Here is an 18,051-nt window from a genome sequence, read left to right as displayed (position 1 = left end):
ATTGGAGTGGAGAAGGAGGCAGCACAATGAATTCAAATCAGTGGAAAATCTACATGCTGGCTATCGTCAGCTTTCTGGTCGGCACGTCGGAGTTCATTATCGCAGGCATTCTCGATAAGGTAGCGACAGATGTCGGTGTCTCGGTATCTGCAGCGGGTCAGCTTATTACGGTGTTCTCGCTCGCTTATGCTTTCGGGACTCCTTTAATAATGGCGGCCACGGCCCGGCTGGAGCGGCGAAAGTTGCTGCTCTACGCCCTCTTCGTATTCGTCATCGGCAATGCAATTGCAATCGCTCTGCCGGGATTCGGATTTCTTATCAGCTCTCGGGTCGTCTTGGCGCTTAGTACCGGGGTATTCGTCGTTACGGCATTGACCGTAGCCTCCAAGCTCGCCCCTCCCGATAAGCAGGGAAGCGCCATTGCTACGCTCGTCATGGGGTTCAGCACAGCCTTGATCATTGGCGTTCCTATCGGCAGGGTTATCTCCGCCGCCTACAATTGGAAGGTTATCTTCGGAGGAATCGGAGTATTAGGATTGCTTGCCATGCTTGCGATATGGTTCACGATTCCGCAAACGGACGGCGAAGAACCGGTTCCGGTCCGCAAGCAGCTCGCTCTGCTGAAGGAACCGAAAATTCTTATCGCCTTGTCGGTAACCTTTTTCTGGATCGCCGGGTATGCCATCGTCTATACGTACATTTCTCCGTTTCTGCTTACCGTTACAGGGATGAGTGAAAAAGCCGTGAGCGCTGGGCTGTTCGCCTTCGGCATCGCCAGCTTGATCGGCTCCAAGCTTGGGGGCTTCGGCACGGACAAATGGGGTGTTCCCCGCACGTTGATCGGCGGGATGCTGCTGCACGCTATCACTCTTATCCTGCTGTCGCTGGCAGCCCACTCCGCGGTTATCGTGTTCCCGCTGCTTATGCTATGGGCTTTCTCCGCTTGGTCGTCGGGCCCTACCCAGCAGTACCATCTCATTACGCTTGCTCCGGAAGCCTCCGGCATTATGCTGAGCCTGAATAGCTCCGTCCTGCAGCTTGCAATGGCCGCTGGCGCGGGAATCGGAGGGATCATCGTAGGAAATGCGCCTCTGGCGTCCATCAGCTGGATCGGGGCTGCATCCGTAGTCGCCGCTGCAGCGATAGCTGCTGCATCCCTCGGGCTGCTGCGCTTCCGATCCCGGCACCAGCGCGAAGAGAAAGAACAACGCTTGCGGGAAGCGGCGAAGGCCTAATGCGATAACATACAAAAAGCTGCTTTCCGAAAAGTCCTATATCCAATAAGTCAGTCCCAAATGATGTGAAAAGATGCCTCCAACCCACTAAAAGGTGGACTGGAAGCATCTTCATTGTATATGGGGACTTAGTGGGGCCTCTGAAATCGTCAAACAAACTTTCTGGGAAACTCCTTCTCCAAGTGTGGTTAGACGGCAGCGTGACGGAGTAAGAAGCCTGCGAATGTGCATGAATTTTCGGTTACAAGACGCCATAATGGCAATATTCCTGCGATCAGGCATGAATGTGAGAAAAAATCGGCCGATAAGGAGAAACTAAGATGAAATACCTGCACTCTGGCAGGCATTTCACCTTCATGGGGCCTGAAACGAGCAATTAAATGCCGTTTTGCATGTTTTGCATGTTTTGCATGTTTCTCCTAGCTCGCATCGTGCATCTCGCATGTCTCGCCCAGCTCACATCTTGCATCTCGTATGTTTCGCTTAACTCGCATCTCGCATGCCTCGCCCAGCTTGCATCTCGCACCTTGCATCTCGCACCTTGCATCTCGCACCTTGCATCTCGCACCTCGCAGCTCGCAGCTCGCAGCTCGCATCTATCATGTCTCGCCTAACTCGCACTATCATGTTTCGCTCATCTCGCAGCTCGCTCGTCTCTTTTGTCCGTACCGCGCACGTCTCCCGGCGGTGTGCGAATGACGGATCGTCCTCTGGCGAGGAGTTCGCCAACAGTGCCATGATCGCAGGCATGCCACATCGTACCGCTTCTTAAAGTGGGCGTTGAGATTTCCACAAAGGACTCTCGGGACAGCAGCTGTTGCCCCTTACTCTGATCGGGGATAAATCATCACTTTAATCGCTTTGTCCTTTTGCGTTCTGCAAAGCTGCAGAGCCTCGCTTATATGCTGCAAATCAAACTGATGCGTAATAATCTCGCTCATATTGAGGTCGCTTTTGGCATAGGCCTGTATCGCTGCCGCATAGGTGTTGGCATATCGAAATACACCATAGATGTTCAATTCAGAATCAATGATCTTATCTACATCGAGCAATACTTTATTCTCAGGAGGCAGGCCGACGAATACGATTCTCCCGCCTCGCTTAACTACATTCACCGTGCTTGAGATGGAGCTGTGATTCCCTGACGATTCGATGACGACATCGATTCCAGTGTGGTCGGTTAACCGCGCCAGCTCCTCAACAATGGAATCCTCAAGCGGGTTAAAGACGGCTGTTGCCCCCATTTGCAGGGCAACCTCCCGGCGGAACGCAACAACATCGCTCGCATAAATCTCCTGCACGCCAAACAGCTTTGCCGCTTGAATAGCCAACAAGCCTATAGGGCCGAGACCTGTTATAAATAGTTTATCACTCGGTCTAACGTTAGCGCGGTTCATGGCATGGTAGCCTACCGATAGCGGCTCCAGCAAGGCGCCTTCCTCGAAGCTCATCGTATCCGGCAGCTTGAACAGGACATCGCTGCGCATAACAATGTAGTCAGCCCACGCCCCGTTATCTGGCGGAGTCGCCAGAAAGAACACGTCCGGGCACAGATTGTATCTGCCGCCCTTGCAATAGTCGCACCGTCCGCATGGCACTCCGGGTTCAATGGCGACCCGATCCCCGACCGCCACATTGCTCACATTAGCTCCCACCTGGACAATTGTACCCGCTACCTCATGGCCTAATATGAGCGGCTCCTCAACGACATATCTTCCAATTCTGCCGTGCTCATAGTAATGAATATCCGAGCCGCATATGCCGATACACGCCACCTTTATCAAGGCTTCATCAGGGCCCGGCACAGGCCGTTCCATCTTTTCCACTTCGATATGCAGTTTTTCCTTCATAACCGCCGCATTCATCATCACGTTGCCCATCATTCCCCGCCTGCCTCCTCAGCTATCGAATTTGTACACCCACGATTTCGAATTGCGAATGGCCGTTTGTTTCCAGACATCGGATTCGCATCTCTTGCATCGTAATAGCGTCCTCAAAATAATGAACCTGCTTGCGCTGCCGATTATCATTCACTTCTGCGACTGCAGTCCACTCCTTCCCTCGAAGAACCTCTATCGCGTAGCTCTTTACTAATTCAGGGATGGCCTGGAACGGTGTGCGATGATGATGCAAATTGATCAGGTCTTCATTGACGTCATCATTGAACGTAATATGGACCTCGCTTGCCGTTGCAGGCTCCTCCCACTTGAAGTGCAGCCACTCCGCCCCATTCGTCACCTCGGCAGACCACATATGGGGACCGCCATACGGCCTCATGTAACCATCAATAGCTTTGGACGGATGGTAGACTTCCATTGGCTCCTCTACCCTCACACAGAACGGCTTCCGCACGGTCCGTCTCATATTCCATTGCACGACTAGTTGATTCGGGTCCAGACCTTCTAATCCTCTTGCGACGTTTAATTGCTGCTCTCTAAGGAAGGACAGAACACCGCTCCATGGCTTATGCGACAAATGCAAATGAATGCTGGCGTTCTCTCGAACAATAATAAAGGCATTCTCAGCTGCAGCTGGACGCCATGGCAAATGGAATGATACCCACTGCAGGTCACCCGCTTGAACCGAGGCAGCATCCTTCACCTCTAGCTGCACAGGGATATAATTCTCTGGTCTGCCCGTACTCCACAGCTCAACCTCCACAGTAGTCGCTTCCGCCACATCCATTAGAATTTCAATCGTAGTGATTGCAGGATCCACCGGCACCAGAATGGCTGCGTCTGCTTCCAGATGATGCTTCTCAGCCGGAGAATCGATATTAATGGTCGATCTATAGCTGGATGCGGATACCGTCGCTGCTCTCGCCAAATCCCTGGTGTCCTCATGCTTCAGGCCAATGATGGACGCATCCTGCCATAACAATGCCTGCTGCAGCTCCTTCATGTGGTTCTGGTACAGCCCGCGCGGCGTTACGCCATGCTCTACACATAATGCCGCTGCTGTTCCAGCAGCCTCGCCAATGGTGGCACAAGTTCCCATTACACGGGTTGCGCCGAACGCGACGTGAGTAGCACTAATATTGCGGCCTGCAAACAGCAGATTGCTCACATTGGTTGAATACAAGGAACGATAAGGAATCTGGAAGATGCCGTCGCTATGGTAATGCATCGATTTGTGATTATCAGCATACATGCCTTCCTTCTGATGCAAATCGATCGACCAGCCCCCGAAGGTAACGCAATCGTCAAACTGCGTTTGAGCTTCAATATCATTTTGGTTAAAGACATAATCGCCGATAAAACGCCGATACTCCCTTTTCCCTGGCACACTGCCGACCCATTCCAGCGTCATCCGTTCAGCATCAAAGTTGCCGGAGTTCTTAATGTAATCCCATATCCCGTAAATAACCGACCACAGCTCATCCCGAATACGTTCGTTATCGTAGAGGGTATCGATCTCTCCGCCCCACTCTATCCACCAATAGTGGCAGCCCGAATCACCGCTTCTCAGCACTCGTTTGACCGGAATGGGCGTTTGCGTAATATCCTTGGCGAAGCTTGGCGCGATATATTGGACGGGATGATCCACTTCCTTCGTATAGAACAGCAGTGTACTGCCTAGTGTAATATCATCTGCCGCCTCCGGCGCCCATTTCTCTTGAAATTCAGCGTGCGCTTCCCGTCCGATCCGATATTTGGCTCCTGCCAGGAAGCCGACAAGGCCATCGCCCGTACAGTCCAGGAACACGGGACTCTCGAACCTGATTCTGCGCTCAGAGCCCATCATCCAGCCCGTTACGGCGTGGATGACCCGAGCGCTCTCCGGCCCGTCAGCTTCAATCTCATGCACATCGGTATTTAGAAACAGCTGAATGTTCTTCTCGTTCCTCACCGTCTCAAGAACAACCATATCCCATAAATACGGATTGCCATCCGGGTTTACGTACTGGTTTTTCAGAAACATTTCACCCATAATTCCCGTCTCTCGCGCATATCGATTCACGCCATGTCCTGTTGCGCCAACAACCCAAACTCTAACCTCACTGCTTGAATTGCCGCCTAGCATCGGACGGTTCTGTATCAGCGCCACCGTTTTGCCGTTCCTTGCGGCTGCTACAGCAGCACATACGCCTGACAACCCGCCGCCGATCACCGTAATATCTGACTTAACCGATTCAAACCTCATTTTCACTTGCCCCTTTCGCCATGTGGTTATGCGTTATCCTTTAACAGCAGAGCTGGCTAGTCCCTCTACAATAAATTTCTGGCCAATCAGGAAAACAATGATCATCGGAACCATGCCGGCTGTAGCCGCTGCCATCATTCCGTTGTAATCTACACTGTTCTCCAGCACGAAGCTTTGCAAGCCCAGCGAGACGGTATACAGATTCTTATCCAACAGGAAAATAAGCGCGTTCTCAAAATCATTCCAGTGCCAGGAGAAATCAATAATGGCTAATGTGGCTAAGGAAGGCTTGGCCATCGGCAGCATGATGCGAAGAAAGATGCTGAAATGGCCCGCGCCATCGAGCATGGCGGATTCCGAGATATCCTTCGGCACGGCAATGAAGAATTGCCGGAGCATAAATACGCCAAGTACGGTAAATAAACCAGGCAGTATCAATGCCCAATGTGTGTTATAGAGCCCAAGCGAATTAAACATAATGAATTTAGGGATGAAAATAATTTGGTTCGGAATCATCATCGCTACGAGATAGATTAAGAACAACGTGTCTCTGCCCTTAAATTCAATTCTGGAAAACCCGTAAGCGGCTACGGCAGCAAAAAACACGGCTCCAATCGTGCTTATAATCGATATTTTCAGAGAATTCCAATAATAACCGACGAAGCTGGCTGCTCCCGTCCACACTTTCTCGTGATATTTTAAAGTAGGCTGATCGGATATCCACTGAAACGGGGACTGAAACACTTCGAATGGCTGCTTAAAGGAAGTGCTTATCATCCAAAGAAATGGATAGATCATGATGAGTGCAAACAGGAGCATGACTATCGTAGAAATAAGTTTACGCATATGCTCTATCCTTTCATGAATAATGAACCCATTTTTTCTGAGCTATCCATTGTATAGCTGTGATCAGAATAATGATAACTAGCAGAGCAACTGAAATCGCAGAAGCATAGCCCATATCATAGTATCTGAAGGCCGTCTTGTAGATGTACAGGGATAATACGGTCGTACTGTCTCCAGGCCCGCCGTTCGTCACGGCTTGGAAGATACCCATCTGTTTGATCGATACAATAAATCCTGTCATGAGCAGGAAAAGTGTTGTCGGACTCACCAAGGGCCAGATCACATATCTGACCGTATGGAACAAGCGGGCTCCATCCATCTTGGACGCTTCAAGCTGCTCGGAGGATATCTCCTGCAGAGCCGCCAAATAAATAATGATATTGTATCCGAGCAGGAACCAGATCCAGATAATGTCGAACACGAAGATGGCGGAAGAGGTCGAGGACAGCCATCCCGGCGGATTGCTGATACCCAAACTCATCAATAATGTATTCACCGGGCCATTGACCGGCTGGAAGATCAGCATCCATACAAACGCAATCGCAACACCTGTGGTGATATACGGCAGAAAGAACATCGTTCGCAGCGTTTTTTTGAAATATACGCTCTTGTTCAGCACAAGCGCCGCGAGAAAGCCGAGTCCGACAGATATAGGAACTGATCCTAGAAAGATCAACGTGTTTTTCAAAGAATGATAGAAGACCTCGTCTTGAACCAATCGGGAGAAATTGCCCATCCCGACGAAATCAGCCTTCAGCTGCGGAAACTCCCAATTCGTGAAAGCCAAAAAAATAGAAAATAGAGCAGGAAGAATTATGAAAGCGGTTACACCTATCATGTTAGGAGCAATGAACATATACCCTACCAGCTGTTGTCGTCTCATCCAGTTAAGCTTCATCTGCAGCTCCCCTAATTGAGCGGAGAAACGGCTATCCCTTTCCCCGCCCCATTATTATTCAATGTTAATTTCTCTTCAGATACTCATTATGTCTCCTGACGACATTCTGAAGCGTCTCCTCTAAGGACTGCGCTTTAATATAGTACTTGTCAAACTCCTCGGTTCTAATATCCAGTACCTCCTGCGGAAGCGAGACCTGGAAAGTAGGCAGCTCATTCGACAGCACTCTTTCTAACGATTCCAGATCATACTTATCCTTCAAATCGCCAAGCAGCAGCTCAATTGCCTTGGACTGATCCGCATCCTTAGAGGCTGGAATACGGCCTCCCTTAGCCTGTGGAAGCATGCCGCCGTCAGCATACCACTTCAGAAATTCCCATGCTTCTTTGGTGTATTCGGATTTGGCATTAATAGCAATTGCATCGCCCAAGCCGCCCAAATAGCGGAAATCATCCTGCGCCTCTGTCATTCGCGGCAGTGGAGCAAATGCAGCTTTAAAGTCACGCGGATAATCCGTCAAATTATTGGCATCCCGGAATACCCATTCGCCCGCATTCAGCATCGCGACCTTATTGCCCAAAAATTCTGCGATCAAATTCATTTTGGTCGTCTCGATCAAGCTAATCGGCGGACTCACTTTAGAGGTATGCATCATGTCATATTGCTGCTGCAGGGCTTCCCCTACGATAGGAGCGTCGAAGTTAGAGGTGCCATCCTCCTTGACCGATCCCTGCACGGCCAAAGATCCGTCGAACGAAACAACATCTCTCCAGAATGGAAATGTCGCATAGCCCCATCTGGAATCGGTTTGCAGCGCTTTTGCATATTTCTCAACATCGGCTAATGTCCAATCCGTTGGAACCGGCAGCCCGGCCTCATCAAGAGCATCCTTGTTCAACCAGACAAAGTGCATGTTTTTCTTCGTTGGAAGCGCATAATACTTGTCATTCACCAGCCATTCCTTCGCGCCTGCCCCCATCTTGTCATCGATGTTATAGTCACTGAATTGGCTCAGGTCGAGCGCTGCGCCGGACGATACCCGTTTCGACAGCAACGGTTTGGTATAGTTTGCGAAGATATCGACATTCTGGCCGGAGACGAGTGCCGTATCTAATTTCAAATTGCCGCTGTCGTCATTGACATATCGAACATAGGTAACCTGGATATTGGGGTTCTGCTTGTTCCACGTATCCACAATCTCTTGCGGCCCTGCTTCAGCCGGAACGCCTCCCCAGAACGTCAGATTAACCACTTTGTCCGAGGAACCAGCCGATGATCCCGCTTGCCCGTTCGTGCCTTGGTTATTATTGTTGCCTGAGCAAGCAGATAGAGCAGCTACTAACATTAGAATAACAACGAATCCTACGCTCTTTTTTTTCATCTTCATTTGACCTCCATCTGTGTTGTTAGGTTACGAGTCCATCTTATAAAGGATTGAGGATGAAAAGAATGAACATATCCATTAATCGCATAGAACAAAACAATTGAAATACAAGGGCGCTCATCCTTCTCTATATTGAGAAGGCGTGACGCCCTTCATTCGTTTGAATATGCGATTGAAATAATTAATATTTTTGAACCCGACATTCTCTGAAATTTGCTGGATTGTGAGATCGGTCTGCGTCAAGTAGAACAGCGCTTTGTTAATCCGGAGCTGATGCACATACGTAATGAGGCTTTCCTTCGTCTTCGCTTTAAACAAGCTGCTGAAATAGTTTTCATCCATTGCAATCATAGCCGCCATGCTTTTCACTGAAATATCATCGTTGTGAAAATTGTCATTAATATACGTAATGACCTTATTCACTTCCGGATGGTCTGTCATAATCGTCGGCTGCGTCTGTTTGTAGGCATTCAGGCATGACTGCAATTTCGCCAGAACCGCCCCCTTCAACTGCTCATGATTTCTTGCATCGAATAACGCGCTCTGGCTGCTGCTTCCCTTCTGAATCATGGAATACAGCGTATAGTCGATATCTGCCGCTATCTTCTTCACCTGCACCATGGATAAATGGCTGCTCTGCATATCGTTCCATATCTCATCAATAAGCTCCTGGCAGCGCTTCTCTTCCAGCTTCTCGAAGCTGGATATCAGCTCTCGTTTCTTTCTCCATACAAAGTAAGGAGCAGATTCCTTGACCTCCATCGCATCCACATAGAATACGCCCTTCTTTCCGCTATACCAGACTATGCTCATCTGCTGAATGATTCTGCTCCACTGCATATGCAGCTGCGAATAGGGCAGGTTCGTCCCATACACAATCGCGTAATTGTTGTCTCCTGCGGAAGTATCAATTAATGGCGCCTCCGGCTTATGCCAAATAAAGACGGTGGTCAGTCCTTCACTGTGATAGAGATGAGTCACTTCTGCATAGCGGTAATCAATAAAGGGCAGCGCTCCAATATGCTCCTTGGAAGTCCAGCGTTCCTCGCCTCGAATAACAGATACAATGGTGAGATTGAAATGCTGCAGCTCGGCAATGACCGATGGCACAGCCACAGGCTCCTCCTGCTCCAGCTCGGTTATATGGCGCCACATCTGCTGATAGAACAGATGGATTCGTTGATCAGCGTACTGGGACTGCTCTTCAAGCTCCAATTTAATTTTGGATAGCGCCTCGACCAAACTGGTTACACTCATGGAAAGCTTCAGAATATAATTCGAAGCCCCGTATTCCAGCGCCTTTCTCACATATTCAAATTCATTCATGCAGCTCAGCATAATAAATTTGCAGGTGTAATCCAGCTCCCTGGCTTGCTTCAATAACCCGACCCCATCCATAACCGGCATCTTGATATCTGTAATAACCAGATCAAAATGCTTTTCTTGAAGCAGCTGCAGAGCCTCCTCTCCATTATCTGCTTCCCCTAAAATGGTGAAGCCAAGCTCCTCCCAATTGACAATCATTTTGACCGACTCTCTGACGAACATCTCATCCTCCACAAGCATCACTTTCCACATCGATGTCAGCTCTTTTCATATGGTCTAGAAAGCAAATAAGGCAGCTGCATGCGCACTAATGTCCCTTGCTCCAAAGGAATAACCTCCAGTTTGCCATCTTCCTTGAACAGGATATGGAGCCTGTCCTTTAAATTTTGCAGACCAATCCCTTTCCGGCTTCTCCCTCTTTGCTTCATGCTTTGCTCTGCAATTCCAACCCCGTTGTCTTCAACTTCAATAAACAGCAGCTTGTCCTGAGTGAAAATGCGTATGCGAATGGTTCCTTGCCCTTTGAGCGGCGCAATCCCATGAATGATGGCATTCTCGATTAAAGGCTGAATGCTTAGCTTCGGAACAAGGGTATAGTCCATAACCGAGCTGTATTCATATTCTACATCCAGCCCGTCATTGTAACGCAGTTCATGAATGAGCAAGTAATCCTCCACCAGATTAATCTCGTCCTTGAGAAAAATTAATTCTGCTTCTGCATGCAGGCTCGTCTCCAGAATATTGCCCAGTGACACACAAATATCCGGGATATCCTTATCGCCTTTTCTTATGGCCAGCCACTTGATTGTATTGAGCGTATTCAGCAAGAAATGGGGATTGATCTGTGACAATAGCATTTGAAAATGAACCAGCTCCCGTTGCTTCTGCTCATCCTTCAACAATTTCACCATCGTATTCATATCTGTTGACATCTGATTGAAGGAACGAATTAATTGCAGAATTTCCCCTGAATAGTTCCTCTCGGGAATGGTTAGTTTCAGATTCTGTTTGACGATACTGCTCATTTTCTTTTCCAGCACCGTTAATGGCTTCGTGAACTTATACGAAATAAACATATTAATCCCTATAAACAGCGCAATAAAGGCAATAAAAATGCTGAAAAATCTGATCTTCAATAAATGGACTTCATGGAACAGCACTTTTCTGGGAATAACATCAACGAAGTACCAATCCAGCTGCGGGATACTCCGGTAATTAATGAGAGAATCTGTACCTTGATCGAAATAAAATCCGCCCTTCTCAGAGGCTGTCTGAAAGAAAGAGAGGACGCCCGGTTCAAGCACGAGCTCGCTATTAAAGGAAGAGACCAGCGTACCCGCCTTATCGATAATGTAGTACTGATGCTCCTGATCGCTTCTCACAAATGTTCGGAACCATGTCTCATAATCAATACTGACTCTCGCCAGGCTGAATGGCCTGTTGCTGGTATCTCTCATTGTCGAGCTAAGGGTTAATAAATGCTTGCTGCCCGTAATATTGCGGGAAACATAATTCGGATCATTGGCAATCCACATATAAGGGCGTTCCACACTTAATTGCTGTGCCCAACTCTCACTTCTTAATTTGTTGTAATCCAGCATCTCTTCGGGCTGAAATGAGGTGTAAACGTTTCCACTAAAATCCAGCAGTGTATAATATACAATTTGTGAATTAAATAAAAAAATACTATTATCAATGTTTTTGAGCACCTGCTCTAAAAGGTCAATCCGTTCAAGCACATTGTAATCCTCAGGCTTTGTCAGCACATCGTAAGTCACACTATCGTTCTGAACCATCACTAATGTTTTATAAACCAGACTCATGAGATCCTCCGTGGATTGCTGCACTTGATCCAGACCTTTGGAGCTTTGCGCAACAATTTTGTCCTGCAGCGCCACTTCGAATTCGTTGAATAAATACACACTCAGAACAATTACAGGACAAATAATAAGCACGAGCATCGATAGAAAGAGCTGCCCCTTTAATCTTTGGGGTTTCATTTTGTAGTAAATCGCCTTGATGCCCATGTGTGATCCCCCTTCAACTATGCCGCTGGAGCCCCGTTCCCTTCTATTCTAATAGATTTCCGTACACGACTGATGGAACAAACCTTATATCTTCATCATACATATCACTGATTTTCCTTTGACGGACAGGCGGAGCGCTCTCTTTTAGCCGCTTATCTTTGTTCCAGTCGGTTGTTGGATATGTTCATTCTTATTGGCAGCCGTAATTTATATAGTTTAATTATAAAAACTTGCAGCATGATCCGAACAGGATAAAAAGGGGAGAACAGCCTTTGATTAAAATTGGACCTTCATTAATGTGCGCAGATCTCGGCCGGCTGATCGATAATATTCAGCAGTTGGACCTGGCAGATGTTGATTTCTATCATTTCGATATTATGGATGGCAGCTTTGTTCCTAATATTACGTTGGGGCCTGATGTAATGAGAGCGTTGCGCCCCTGCACGGACAAGCCGTTTGATGTCCATCTGATGGTGGAGGAGCCGGAGAGATTCATCGCTCTCATTGCCGAGGCAGGCGCGGATATGATCTCCGTCCATGCCGAATCCAAGGTGCACCTGCAAAGAGCGCTCCAGCAAGTTAGAAGCCATGGCCTTAAAGCCGGCGTGGCGCTCAATCCTTCGACTCCGCTATGCGTACTGGATTACATTATGGATTCACTGGATTACATCTGTTTAATGACGGTGAATCCCGGATTCGCCGGACAGAAATTCATACCGAGCACGCTGGGTAAAATCAAAGATTTGAAGAAAAAAATCGATCAAGCAGATTGCGGCGATATCGCAATAGAGGTTGACGGGAATATCAGCAAGGCTATTATTCCGGAGGTTGTAGCGAGTGGCGCTGATATGTTAGTGTGCGGTACTTCCAGCATTTTTATACCGGGGCAATCATTGGGGCATTCCGTTGCTCAGGTGAAGCGGCTCATTTCGCATGCATAGGGAATCCATTGATCCATGCAAGGAGGAGGCAGACCGATGACCATTACAGTTATAGGCAGTGTAATTATGGATATTGTTTTCTTGACCGATCATTATCCCCGGCATGGAGATACCGTGTTCGGCAAAGAGGTTAGATACTCCCCTGGAGGCAAGGGGGCCAACCAGGCAACCACCTGTGCAAAGCTGGGCGCCGCAACCACCTTTATTGGCTGTGTGGGCAATGATGCTTTTGGACAAACCTTGCTGCACAAATTGCAGAGCAATCAGGTCCATATTGAATCGATGAAGACAGTGGAGGATAGCGGGACGGGAACGGCGCTTGTTACCGTTGATTCATCCGCCGAGAATACGATACTCGTAGTGAAGGGTGCTAATGATTGCCTGACGATCGGGGATATTGATCGCTGCGAGCATATCATTAGCAGAAGCCGAATACTGCTCGTGCAGATGGAGATCCGCAGTGAAGTCATTAAGCACGCGATGATTACGGCTCGAAGGCATGGCGTAACGATCCTGCTCGATCCCGCTCCCACCGATGGTATCGACACTTCTTCCCTGCAGTATGCAGATATTATTGTTCCGAATCAGCAGGAAGCACGGTTTCTGACCCGTATTGAGGTTCACAATATCTCTACAGCTATAGAAGCAGCCCGTTATCTGCACCGGCATTATGGCATCGCCAAATCGATCATCAAGATAGGGGAGCAGGGCTCCCTTGTGTATCAGGATGGAACGCATGAGCATATTCAAGCCATCGCTGTCCATGCCGTCGATACGGTCGGAGCTGGAGATTCGTATGCCGGAGCACTGGCCTACGCGTTAGCTGGGGGGCAAACGTTAATAGCTGCCGCCCAATTCGCATCCATTGTCAGCGCGCTCAAAGTTACAAAGCATGGCGCTCAAGACGGTATTCCATCCATGGAAGAAGTCCTGGCTTTCTGCAGCACTCGAAATTTGACCCTGCCGATTGAATACAGCATGTAAGAGGGGAGTGCACCAAGCACGATGCCACCGCGCAGCAGGCGTCGCGCATGGGACGCGAGCTTTGGGGGGCGTGCGGGGGAGTGACATATGTTAGGGCTATTGAGAGCAGTCCAGGTCCGGTGGGTGCTTCCCGGCAACTAGGCTCCACACGTGCGCGAGTGACTGGCTTCAACACATCCGGTTAGTATGGAGAGGGGAAGCCTGCGAAAGTGCAGGAATTTCGGTTAAAAGAAGCCGCTGAAGGTGGAATGCCTGCGATCATGCAGGAATATGAGGCGAATTCGGCCGCTATCAGAAAAATGCGGTAGAATGCCTGCACTTTGGCAGGCATTCTGTCTTTAGCAAGCCGGAATGTGAATAAGCCTGCATATTCGCAGGCATGTTCAACGTTTACGGAATCGCTGCAAGGATTTATTAACGCTACGGTTCCGTCCTTCTCAAATTTCCGTATAAGGGAGGGCCAGTCCATTCCTTCCAGTCGGCCCTGCGTACCATGGAGTCGCGAGCTATGCCAAGCGGGCTCCCAGTGACTCTGAGTACAGGAATTCAGCCATAGCGGCCGTAAGCGGTGCTCCACTTAAAGCTTCAACGAAGAGGAACTGCCCCTGCGGATTAATTTCAAGAAAAGTGGGCTCTTCACCGTTGAGTTTTAAATCGACAATTCCCATTTTCAGATTCAGGGCTTGTACAGCCTGACGAATCTTCGAGGAGAGCGTTTCATTTAAATCGTAGCTGTGGCATTTAAAATCTATGTCAGGTCTCCAGTCCAAGTTGCTTGATTCTATGGAGCTAGCCAGAACGAGATCACCGAATACGTGAACTCGCAAATGACGATCCCCAGGTATGTACTCCTGATATATAGCTGGACAGAGTCGAATAGACTCGTCTGACGCAAGATGTTCAGGTCTGAGCTTTTGAGTTACGATTGGTGTGTGACGGCAAGGCCGAATTGTCTTCACAACTACCTGATTTTTGAGCAATGAACAGAATTTTCTGACTTCATTGGGATCACTGCTGATCAGTGTTTTTGGAGTGGCCAAGCCAACCTCTTGTGCAACCTTGAGTTGGACTGCCTTATTCTCAGCGATACGGTTGGCGCTAGGATCATTGATCCAATTGCCCCTGAAATTGCTAAGAAGGAGGCCATATAACGCCCAGGAAGAACTGTTATTGATCACGTTATATGTAACGTCTGCGTGGGTTGCATTATCGTTCAGCCCTACTTCCTGGGGCACGAAGCCACGACGGTACCAGATCGTATCAATCTCTCTCACATCTATCCCTTGCCCGTCGTAAGTGGGTAACACGGAACAATTTTCCCGCTCGTTAAGGTTCGTCCACGTTAGCAGCCCACTCTCAGATATACGGTCACTAGGAATAATATGACACTGTATATCCTTTTGCTTGGCCAGTTCTCTTTGAACCGTATGGGCATGAAGGTCGTTGTGATGACTCACAATCGCCACGCAACCTCTTTTGATATCAGACCTCATCTGAGTCGCAGGCGTGGTAGTGATCGCCATGTCGGCAGAACGTAATGCTAGGATTTCCCAATAAATGATCTACGCCAAGTTCCTCACGCAACTGCTTTTCCCAATCTGCGATGCGTTCGTCATTAATGAGTTCCAATGGAGTGGGTTGGAACATTAGAACTGTAGGTTTCTTCTCCGAGGATTCATTTGTCTTCACCTTCATTCACCTCCTTACGATTGTGCAGCTTACACGTCTATCTCCCATTCGCATCTGGCCTCGACTACTACTTCTTGGTAGTGTGCACTGCAGCCCTGAGCGGTGTTTGTGATGGCTCGCTAGTAAAGTAGTATGTACCAAATTAATCCGGATATACATGAGATCAAACCTGCATTTTCGCATTTTTGCAGGCATGTTCAACCTTTACGGAATCGCTCCGGCATGATGAATGAAGAGTCCGAGCGGCTCTGCTATACGCTGCTCTCCAGAGCATTTTTCAAGCGGGTTAATTGCAGCAGATGGTGGCGGTAGTGCATTTCGATAAGCAGGTACCATTCTTTCGCATGCAGCGCGCCGAATCTCGGATGGGAAACGGTGCTGTTCGATGGAGCTTTCTCAAGTGTCGGCTCGATTTCTTTCATTCGCTGGACGACGCTGTTCAATCCCAGGATCAGCTGCTCCTTGCTTTCCGGCTGCCCTGGTGTATATTGCGGAGAAGCCGGAACTTGAATACGTATGGGAGGAAACCCTCCCTGCTCGAATATCGCTGCACCATCCTTGGTCTGTTCCGCTGGAGAGGCCGAAGCGTCCCCGCTCTGTGTCATGCATTGTTCAATATTGCGCAGATGCATGTGAAGAGCCGAATTAATCAAATGCTGATACATCTGTCCAAGCGACCACTCGTCCTCACTCGGCTTCCGCTGCAACTGCTCTATGCTGAAACCCTCCAATTCGTGAAGGTAATAAACCACATGATCCTCCAACCGCTTCAATGCTTCCATCGTGTTCATAGTATTCAACAGCTCCTTTATGTTCATCTGCTCTAACTATACAAGAAGGCTACTGACAACAGCATGTCAGTAGCCTTTCAACATTTTTGATGGATCGCGATACAGGCAGTGGACGCGCTCAGCTTCTGCAGATTTCCAGGCAGCTGCATCTGCCTAATTTGCTTTCTTAGCTACGGTTCTCCCGAATCAGTGTATAAGAGCCCGCATGGAAGTTTGGATATGCTCCACATATCTTTTGGCCTCGGCTGCAAGATAAGCATCCGTACCTGGAGTAACATTATAGGAAACAAATGCGGGCAGATAAATCCCGTTGCACCTGGTCAATGTTCTTTGGATGGGCCGCAGCAGTTCACTGATTGTGAACCCGTTATCTCCGCCGGACTGGTAGGATTGCTCTGTGCCTCCCGTTGTTGTTGCTATCATAAACTCTTTGTCCATTAAGGCTGTTCCTTCAGGTCCGAAAGCCCAGCCATATGTCAGTACGTCATCAAACCACTTTTTGAGCAATGGGGGACAACTGTACCAATAGAACGGGAACTGAAACACGACCCTGTCATATTGCGTGAGAAGCTGCTGCTCCCTTTCCACGTCAATTTCCCATCCAGAATACTCCTCATAGAGATCGCGAACATAGATGTCTGCATGATGCTTCAGCTCGTGCGCCAAGGCCTGATTAGCCCGGGATTTATCAAAATGTGGATGTGCAGCGATTACCATAATTCTCATAACATTCACCCTTAATCGTTATTGTAGGGTCGCGATCTACATCCTTATTATTTCGCAGAAAAGGAATTGTGAAAAGTACGCTCTTTTTTCATACTTAGTCCTATAAATGGTACCATCGGCACCGACTATACTGTCGTGCTGTTGCAAAACGGTATCCTTTGGTAAAATGTATCGGAGAAAACTAAACTTCACTTTATACGATCGAGGGTTGGGAACGATGCCGGAAGAAGTCCGTGATGAGAAAGCAACGCAAGGAATACAAGCTACCCTTGATGTGATGGGCGGGAAATGGAAGCCGCTTATCCTGTTTATTTTGCTGCATGAAGGTACGAAGCGGTTCGGGGAATTGAGACGCCAGCTTCCGAATGTAACACAAGGCATGCTGACCAACCAGCTCCGTGAATTGGAACGGGATAAATTGATCGTACGTCAGGCGTATCAGGAGATTCCACCCAAAGTTGAATATTCATTGTCCGATCATGGCCGAACATTAAGCTCTGTATTGACCGATATGTGCGGCTGGGGATATAAGCATATTGAATTTATGCAATCGATTAAATCAGGAAAAGAATGAAAGACGGCATGGATCGTGCTCGTGGAAAAGAGCGGCTGCGGCACTTCTCCCGTGAGCTTCAGTGGTTGTGGTTGGCTTCTTCAACGTATTCGAAAAGAAGGAACCTGCGTAAGTGCAGGCTTTTTCGTCTAAAGAAGCCCCGATCAGCAGAATACATGCAAAAACGCATGCTTATGAGGCGAAAATCAGCCGATAGGGATAAATACGGCCAAATTCCTGTACTTCGGCAGGCATTTCATCTTAAGTAGGCCAGAACGAGATGACGTACAATAGTTTGTGTACCAAGATTTGGCCCCTTAACAGGGAACAAAAAAGTAGAGTATCCTCGGGGTTACCACGCACCAAGAAGGGACTCTACTCCATGACTATAATAGCAGAAAACCAGCTCACAAACCTATTTGAAAATCTTGTCACTCAGTTTGTAAAAGAAAACCTGGAATCCATTATGAAGGCGGAGATCAAACACTTCATGGAGGATGAAACGAAC

General features: G+C 48.4%; 15 protein-coding genes and 1 pseudogene. 5 read left to right on the top strand and 11 right to left on the bottom strand.

What is annotated here, in order from left to right:
• Nucleotides 1–26 precede the first annotated feature (26 nt).
• On the top strand, nucleotides 27–1,235 hold the full coding sequence (locus K0T92_RS20870; protein ID WP_219874425.1) for an MFS transporter: 1,209 nt from the start codon (nucleotides 27–29) through the stop codon (nucleotides 1,233–1,235).
• 824 nt (nucleotides 1,236–2,059) lie between these two features.
• Here the strand turns inward: K0T92_RS20870 and K0T92_RS20865 are convergent.
• The 7 genes from K0T92_RS20865 to K0T92_RS20835 form a co-directional block, all read right to left on the bottom strand.
• Nucleotides 2,060–3,118 carry an NAD(P)-dependent alcohol dehydrogenase gene (locus K0T92_RS20865; protein WP_246628326.1) on the bottom strand — a complete coding sequence of 353 codons (1,059 nt, stop codon included), beginning with the start codon at nucleotides 3,116–3,118 and terminating at the stop codon, nucleotides 2,060–2,062.
• A gap of 19 nt (nucleotides 3,119–3,137) precedes the next feature.
• On the bottom strand, nucleotides 3,138–5,378 hold the full coding sequence (locus K0T92_RS20860) for an FAD-dependent oxidoreductase (protein ID WP_219874424.1): 2,241 nt from the start codon (nucleotides 5,376–5,378) through the stop codon (nucleotides 3,138–3,140).
• Nucleotides 5,379–5,411: 33 nt separating this feature from the next.
• A complete protein-coding gene (locus tag K0T92_RS20855; RefSeq protein ID WP_219874423.1) occupies nucleotides 5,412–6,224 on the bottom strand; it encodes a carbohydrate ABC transporter permease in 813 nt (270 codons plus the stop codon).
• A 13-nt stretch (nucleotides 6,225–6,237) separates the two neighbouring features.
• Nucleotides 6,238–7,122: a carbohydrate ABC transporter permease gene (locus K0T92_RS20850; RefSeq protein WP_219874422.1), complete on the bottom strand. Its 885-nt coding sequence runs from the start codon at nucleotides 7,120–7,122 to the stop codon at nucleotides 6,238–6,240.
• 64 nt (nucleotides 7,123–7,186) lie between these two features.
• A complete protein-coding gene (locus K0T92_RS20845) occupies nucleotides 7,187–8,503 on the bottom strand; it encodes an ABC transporter substrate-binding protein (RefSeq protein ID WP_246628325.1) in 1,317 nt (438 codons plus the stop codon).
• A gap of 120 nt (nucleotides 8,504–8,623) precedes the next feature.
• A complete protein-coding gene (locus K0T92_RS20840) occupies nucleotides 8,624–10,084 on the bottom strand; it encodes a response regulator transcription factor (RefSeq protein ID WP_219874420.1) in 1,461 nt (486 codons plus the stop codon).
• A gap of 5 nt (nucleotides 10,085–10,089) precedes the next feature.
• A complete protein-coding gene (locus K0T92_RS20835; RefSeq protein WP_219874419.1) occupies nucleotides 10,090–11,859 on the bottom strand; it encodes a sensor histidine kinase in 1,770 nt (589 codons plus the stop codon).
• A gap of 272 nt (nucleotides 11,860–12,131) precedes the next feature.
• On the opposite strand from K0T92_RS20835, the gene rpe reads away from it, so the two are divergent.
• Together rpe and rbsK are read left to right on the top strand one after the other, a co-directional pair.
• Entirely contained in the window at nucleotides 12,132–12,800 is a 669-nt protein-coding gene (gene rpe, locus K0T92_RS20830; RefSeq protein WP_219874418.1) for a ribulose-phosphate 3-epimerase, read from the top strand.
• A gap of 36 nt (nucleotides 12,801–12,836) precedes the next feature.
• Nucleotides 12,837–13,784 (top strand): ribokinase, encoded by a 948-nt coding sequence (gene rbsK / locus K0T92_RS20825; protein ID WP_219874417.1) that lies wholly within the window; start codon nucleotides 12,837–12,839, stop codon nucleotides 13,782–13,784.
• 506 nt (nucleotides 13,785–14,290) lie between these two features.
• On the opposite strand, the gene K0T92_RS20820 is transcribed toward rbsK, so the two are convergent.
• From K0T92_RS20820 to K0T92_RS20805, 4 genes are all read right to left on the bottom strand, one after another.
• Nucleotides 14,291–15,250 (bottom strand): ATP-grasp domain-containing protein, encoded by a 960-nt coding sequence (locus tag K0T92_RS20820; protein ID WP_219874416.1) that lies wholly within the window; start codon nucleotides 15,248–15,250, stop codon nucleotides 14,291–14,293.
• A gap of 16 nt (nucleotides 15,251–15,266) precedes the next feature.
• Entirely contained in the window at nucleotides 15,267–15,473 is a 207-nt protein-coding gene (locus K0T92_RS20815) for a hypothetical protein (protein ID WP_219874415.1), read from the bottom strand.
• Nucleotides 15,474–15,724: 251 nt separating this feature from the next.
• Entirely contained in the window at nucleotides 15,725–16,264 is a 540-nt protein-coding gene (locus K0T92_RS20810) for a DinB family protein (protein WP_219874414.1), read from the bottom strand.
• A gap of 186 nt (nucleotides 16,265–16,450) precedes the next feature.
• A complete protein-coding gene (locus K0T92_RS20805; protein ID WP_219874413.1) occupies nucleotides 16,451–16,990 on the bottom strand; it encodes an NAD(P)H-dependent oxidoreductase in 540 nt (179 codons plus the stop codon).
• A gap of 217 nt (nucleotides 16,991–17,207) precedes the next feature.
• On the opposite strand from K0T92_RS20805, the gene K0T92_RS20800 reads away from it, so the two are divergent.
• The gene (locus tag K0T92_RS20800) at nucleotides 17,208–17,564 is read left to right on the top strand and encodes a winged helix-turn-helix transcriptional regulator (RefSeq protein WP_219874412.1); all 357 of its coding nucleotides are present in this window, start codon (nucleotides 17,208–17,210) and stop codon (nucleotides 17,562–17,564) included.
• 361 nt (nucleotides 17,565–17,925) lie between these two features.
• Nucleotides 17,926–18,051, top strand: a pseudogene (locus K0T92_RS25700) (IS256 family transposase); the annotation flags it as partial.

The sequence above is a fragment of the Paenibacillus oenotherae genome (assembly GCF_019443105.1).
In the GTDB taxonomy this organism is placed as follows: Bacteria; Bacillota; Bacilli; order Paenibacillales; family Paenibacillaceae; genus Paenibacillus_Z; species Paenibacillus_Z oenotherae.
The sequence above is the reverse complement of the archived record's forward strand: the minus strand, read 5'-3'. Positions and strand labels throughout refer to the sequence as shown.

Coding starts and splice junctions, on each gene's coding strand:
- K0T92_RS20870 (WP_219874425.1), top strand. CDS start 27: ATGAATTCAAATCAGTGGAAAATCTACATGCTGGCTATCGTCAGCTTT.
- K0T92_RS20865 (WP_246628326.1), bottom strand. CDS start 3,118: ATGATGGGCAACGTGATGATGAATGCGGCGGTTATGAAGGAAAAACTG.
- K0T92_RS20860 (WP_219874424.1), bottom strand. CDS start 5,378: ATGAGGTTTGAATCGGTTAAGTCAGATATTACGGTGATCGGCGGCGGG.
- K0T92_RS20855 (WP_219874423.1), bottom strand. CDS start 6,224: ATGCGTAAACTTATTTCTACGATAGTCATGCTCCTGTTTGCACTCATC.
- K0T92_RS20850 (WP_219874422.1), bottom strand. CDS start 7,122: ATGAAGCTTAACTGGATGAGACGACAACAGCTGGTAGGGTATATGTTC.
- K0T92_RS20845 (WP_246628325.1), bottom strand. CDS start 8,503: ATGAAAAAAAAGAGCGTAGGATTCGTTGTTATTCTAATGTTAGTAGCT.
- K0T92_RS20840 (WP_219874420.1), bottom strand. CDS start 10,084: ATGTGGAAAGTGATGCTTGTGGAGGATGAGATGTTCGTCAGAGAGTCG.
- K0T92_RS20835 (WP_219874419.1), bottom strand. CDS start 11,859: ATGGGCATCAAGGCGATTTACTACAAAATGAAACCCCAAAGATTAAAG.
- rbsK (WP_219874417.1), top strand. CDS start 12,837: ATGACCATTACAGTTATAGGCAGTGTAATTATGGATATTGTTTTCTTG.
- K0T92_RS20810 (WP_219874414.1), bottom strand. CDS start 16,264: ATGAACACGATGGAAGCATTGAAGCGGTTGGAGGATCATGTGGTTTAT.
- K0T92_RS20805 (WP_219874413.1), bottom strand. CDS start 16,990: ATGAGAATTATGGTAATCGCTGCACATCCACATTTTGATAAATCCCGG.
- K0T92_RS20800 (WP_219874412.1), top strand. CDS start 17,208: ATGCCGGAAGAAGTCCGTGATGAGAAAGCAACGCAAGGAATACAAGCT.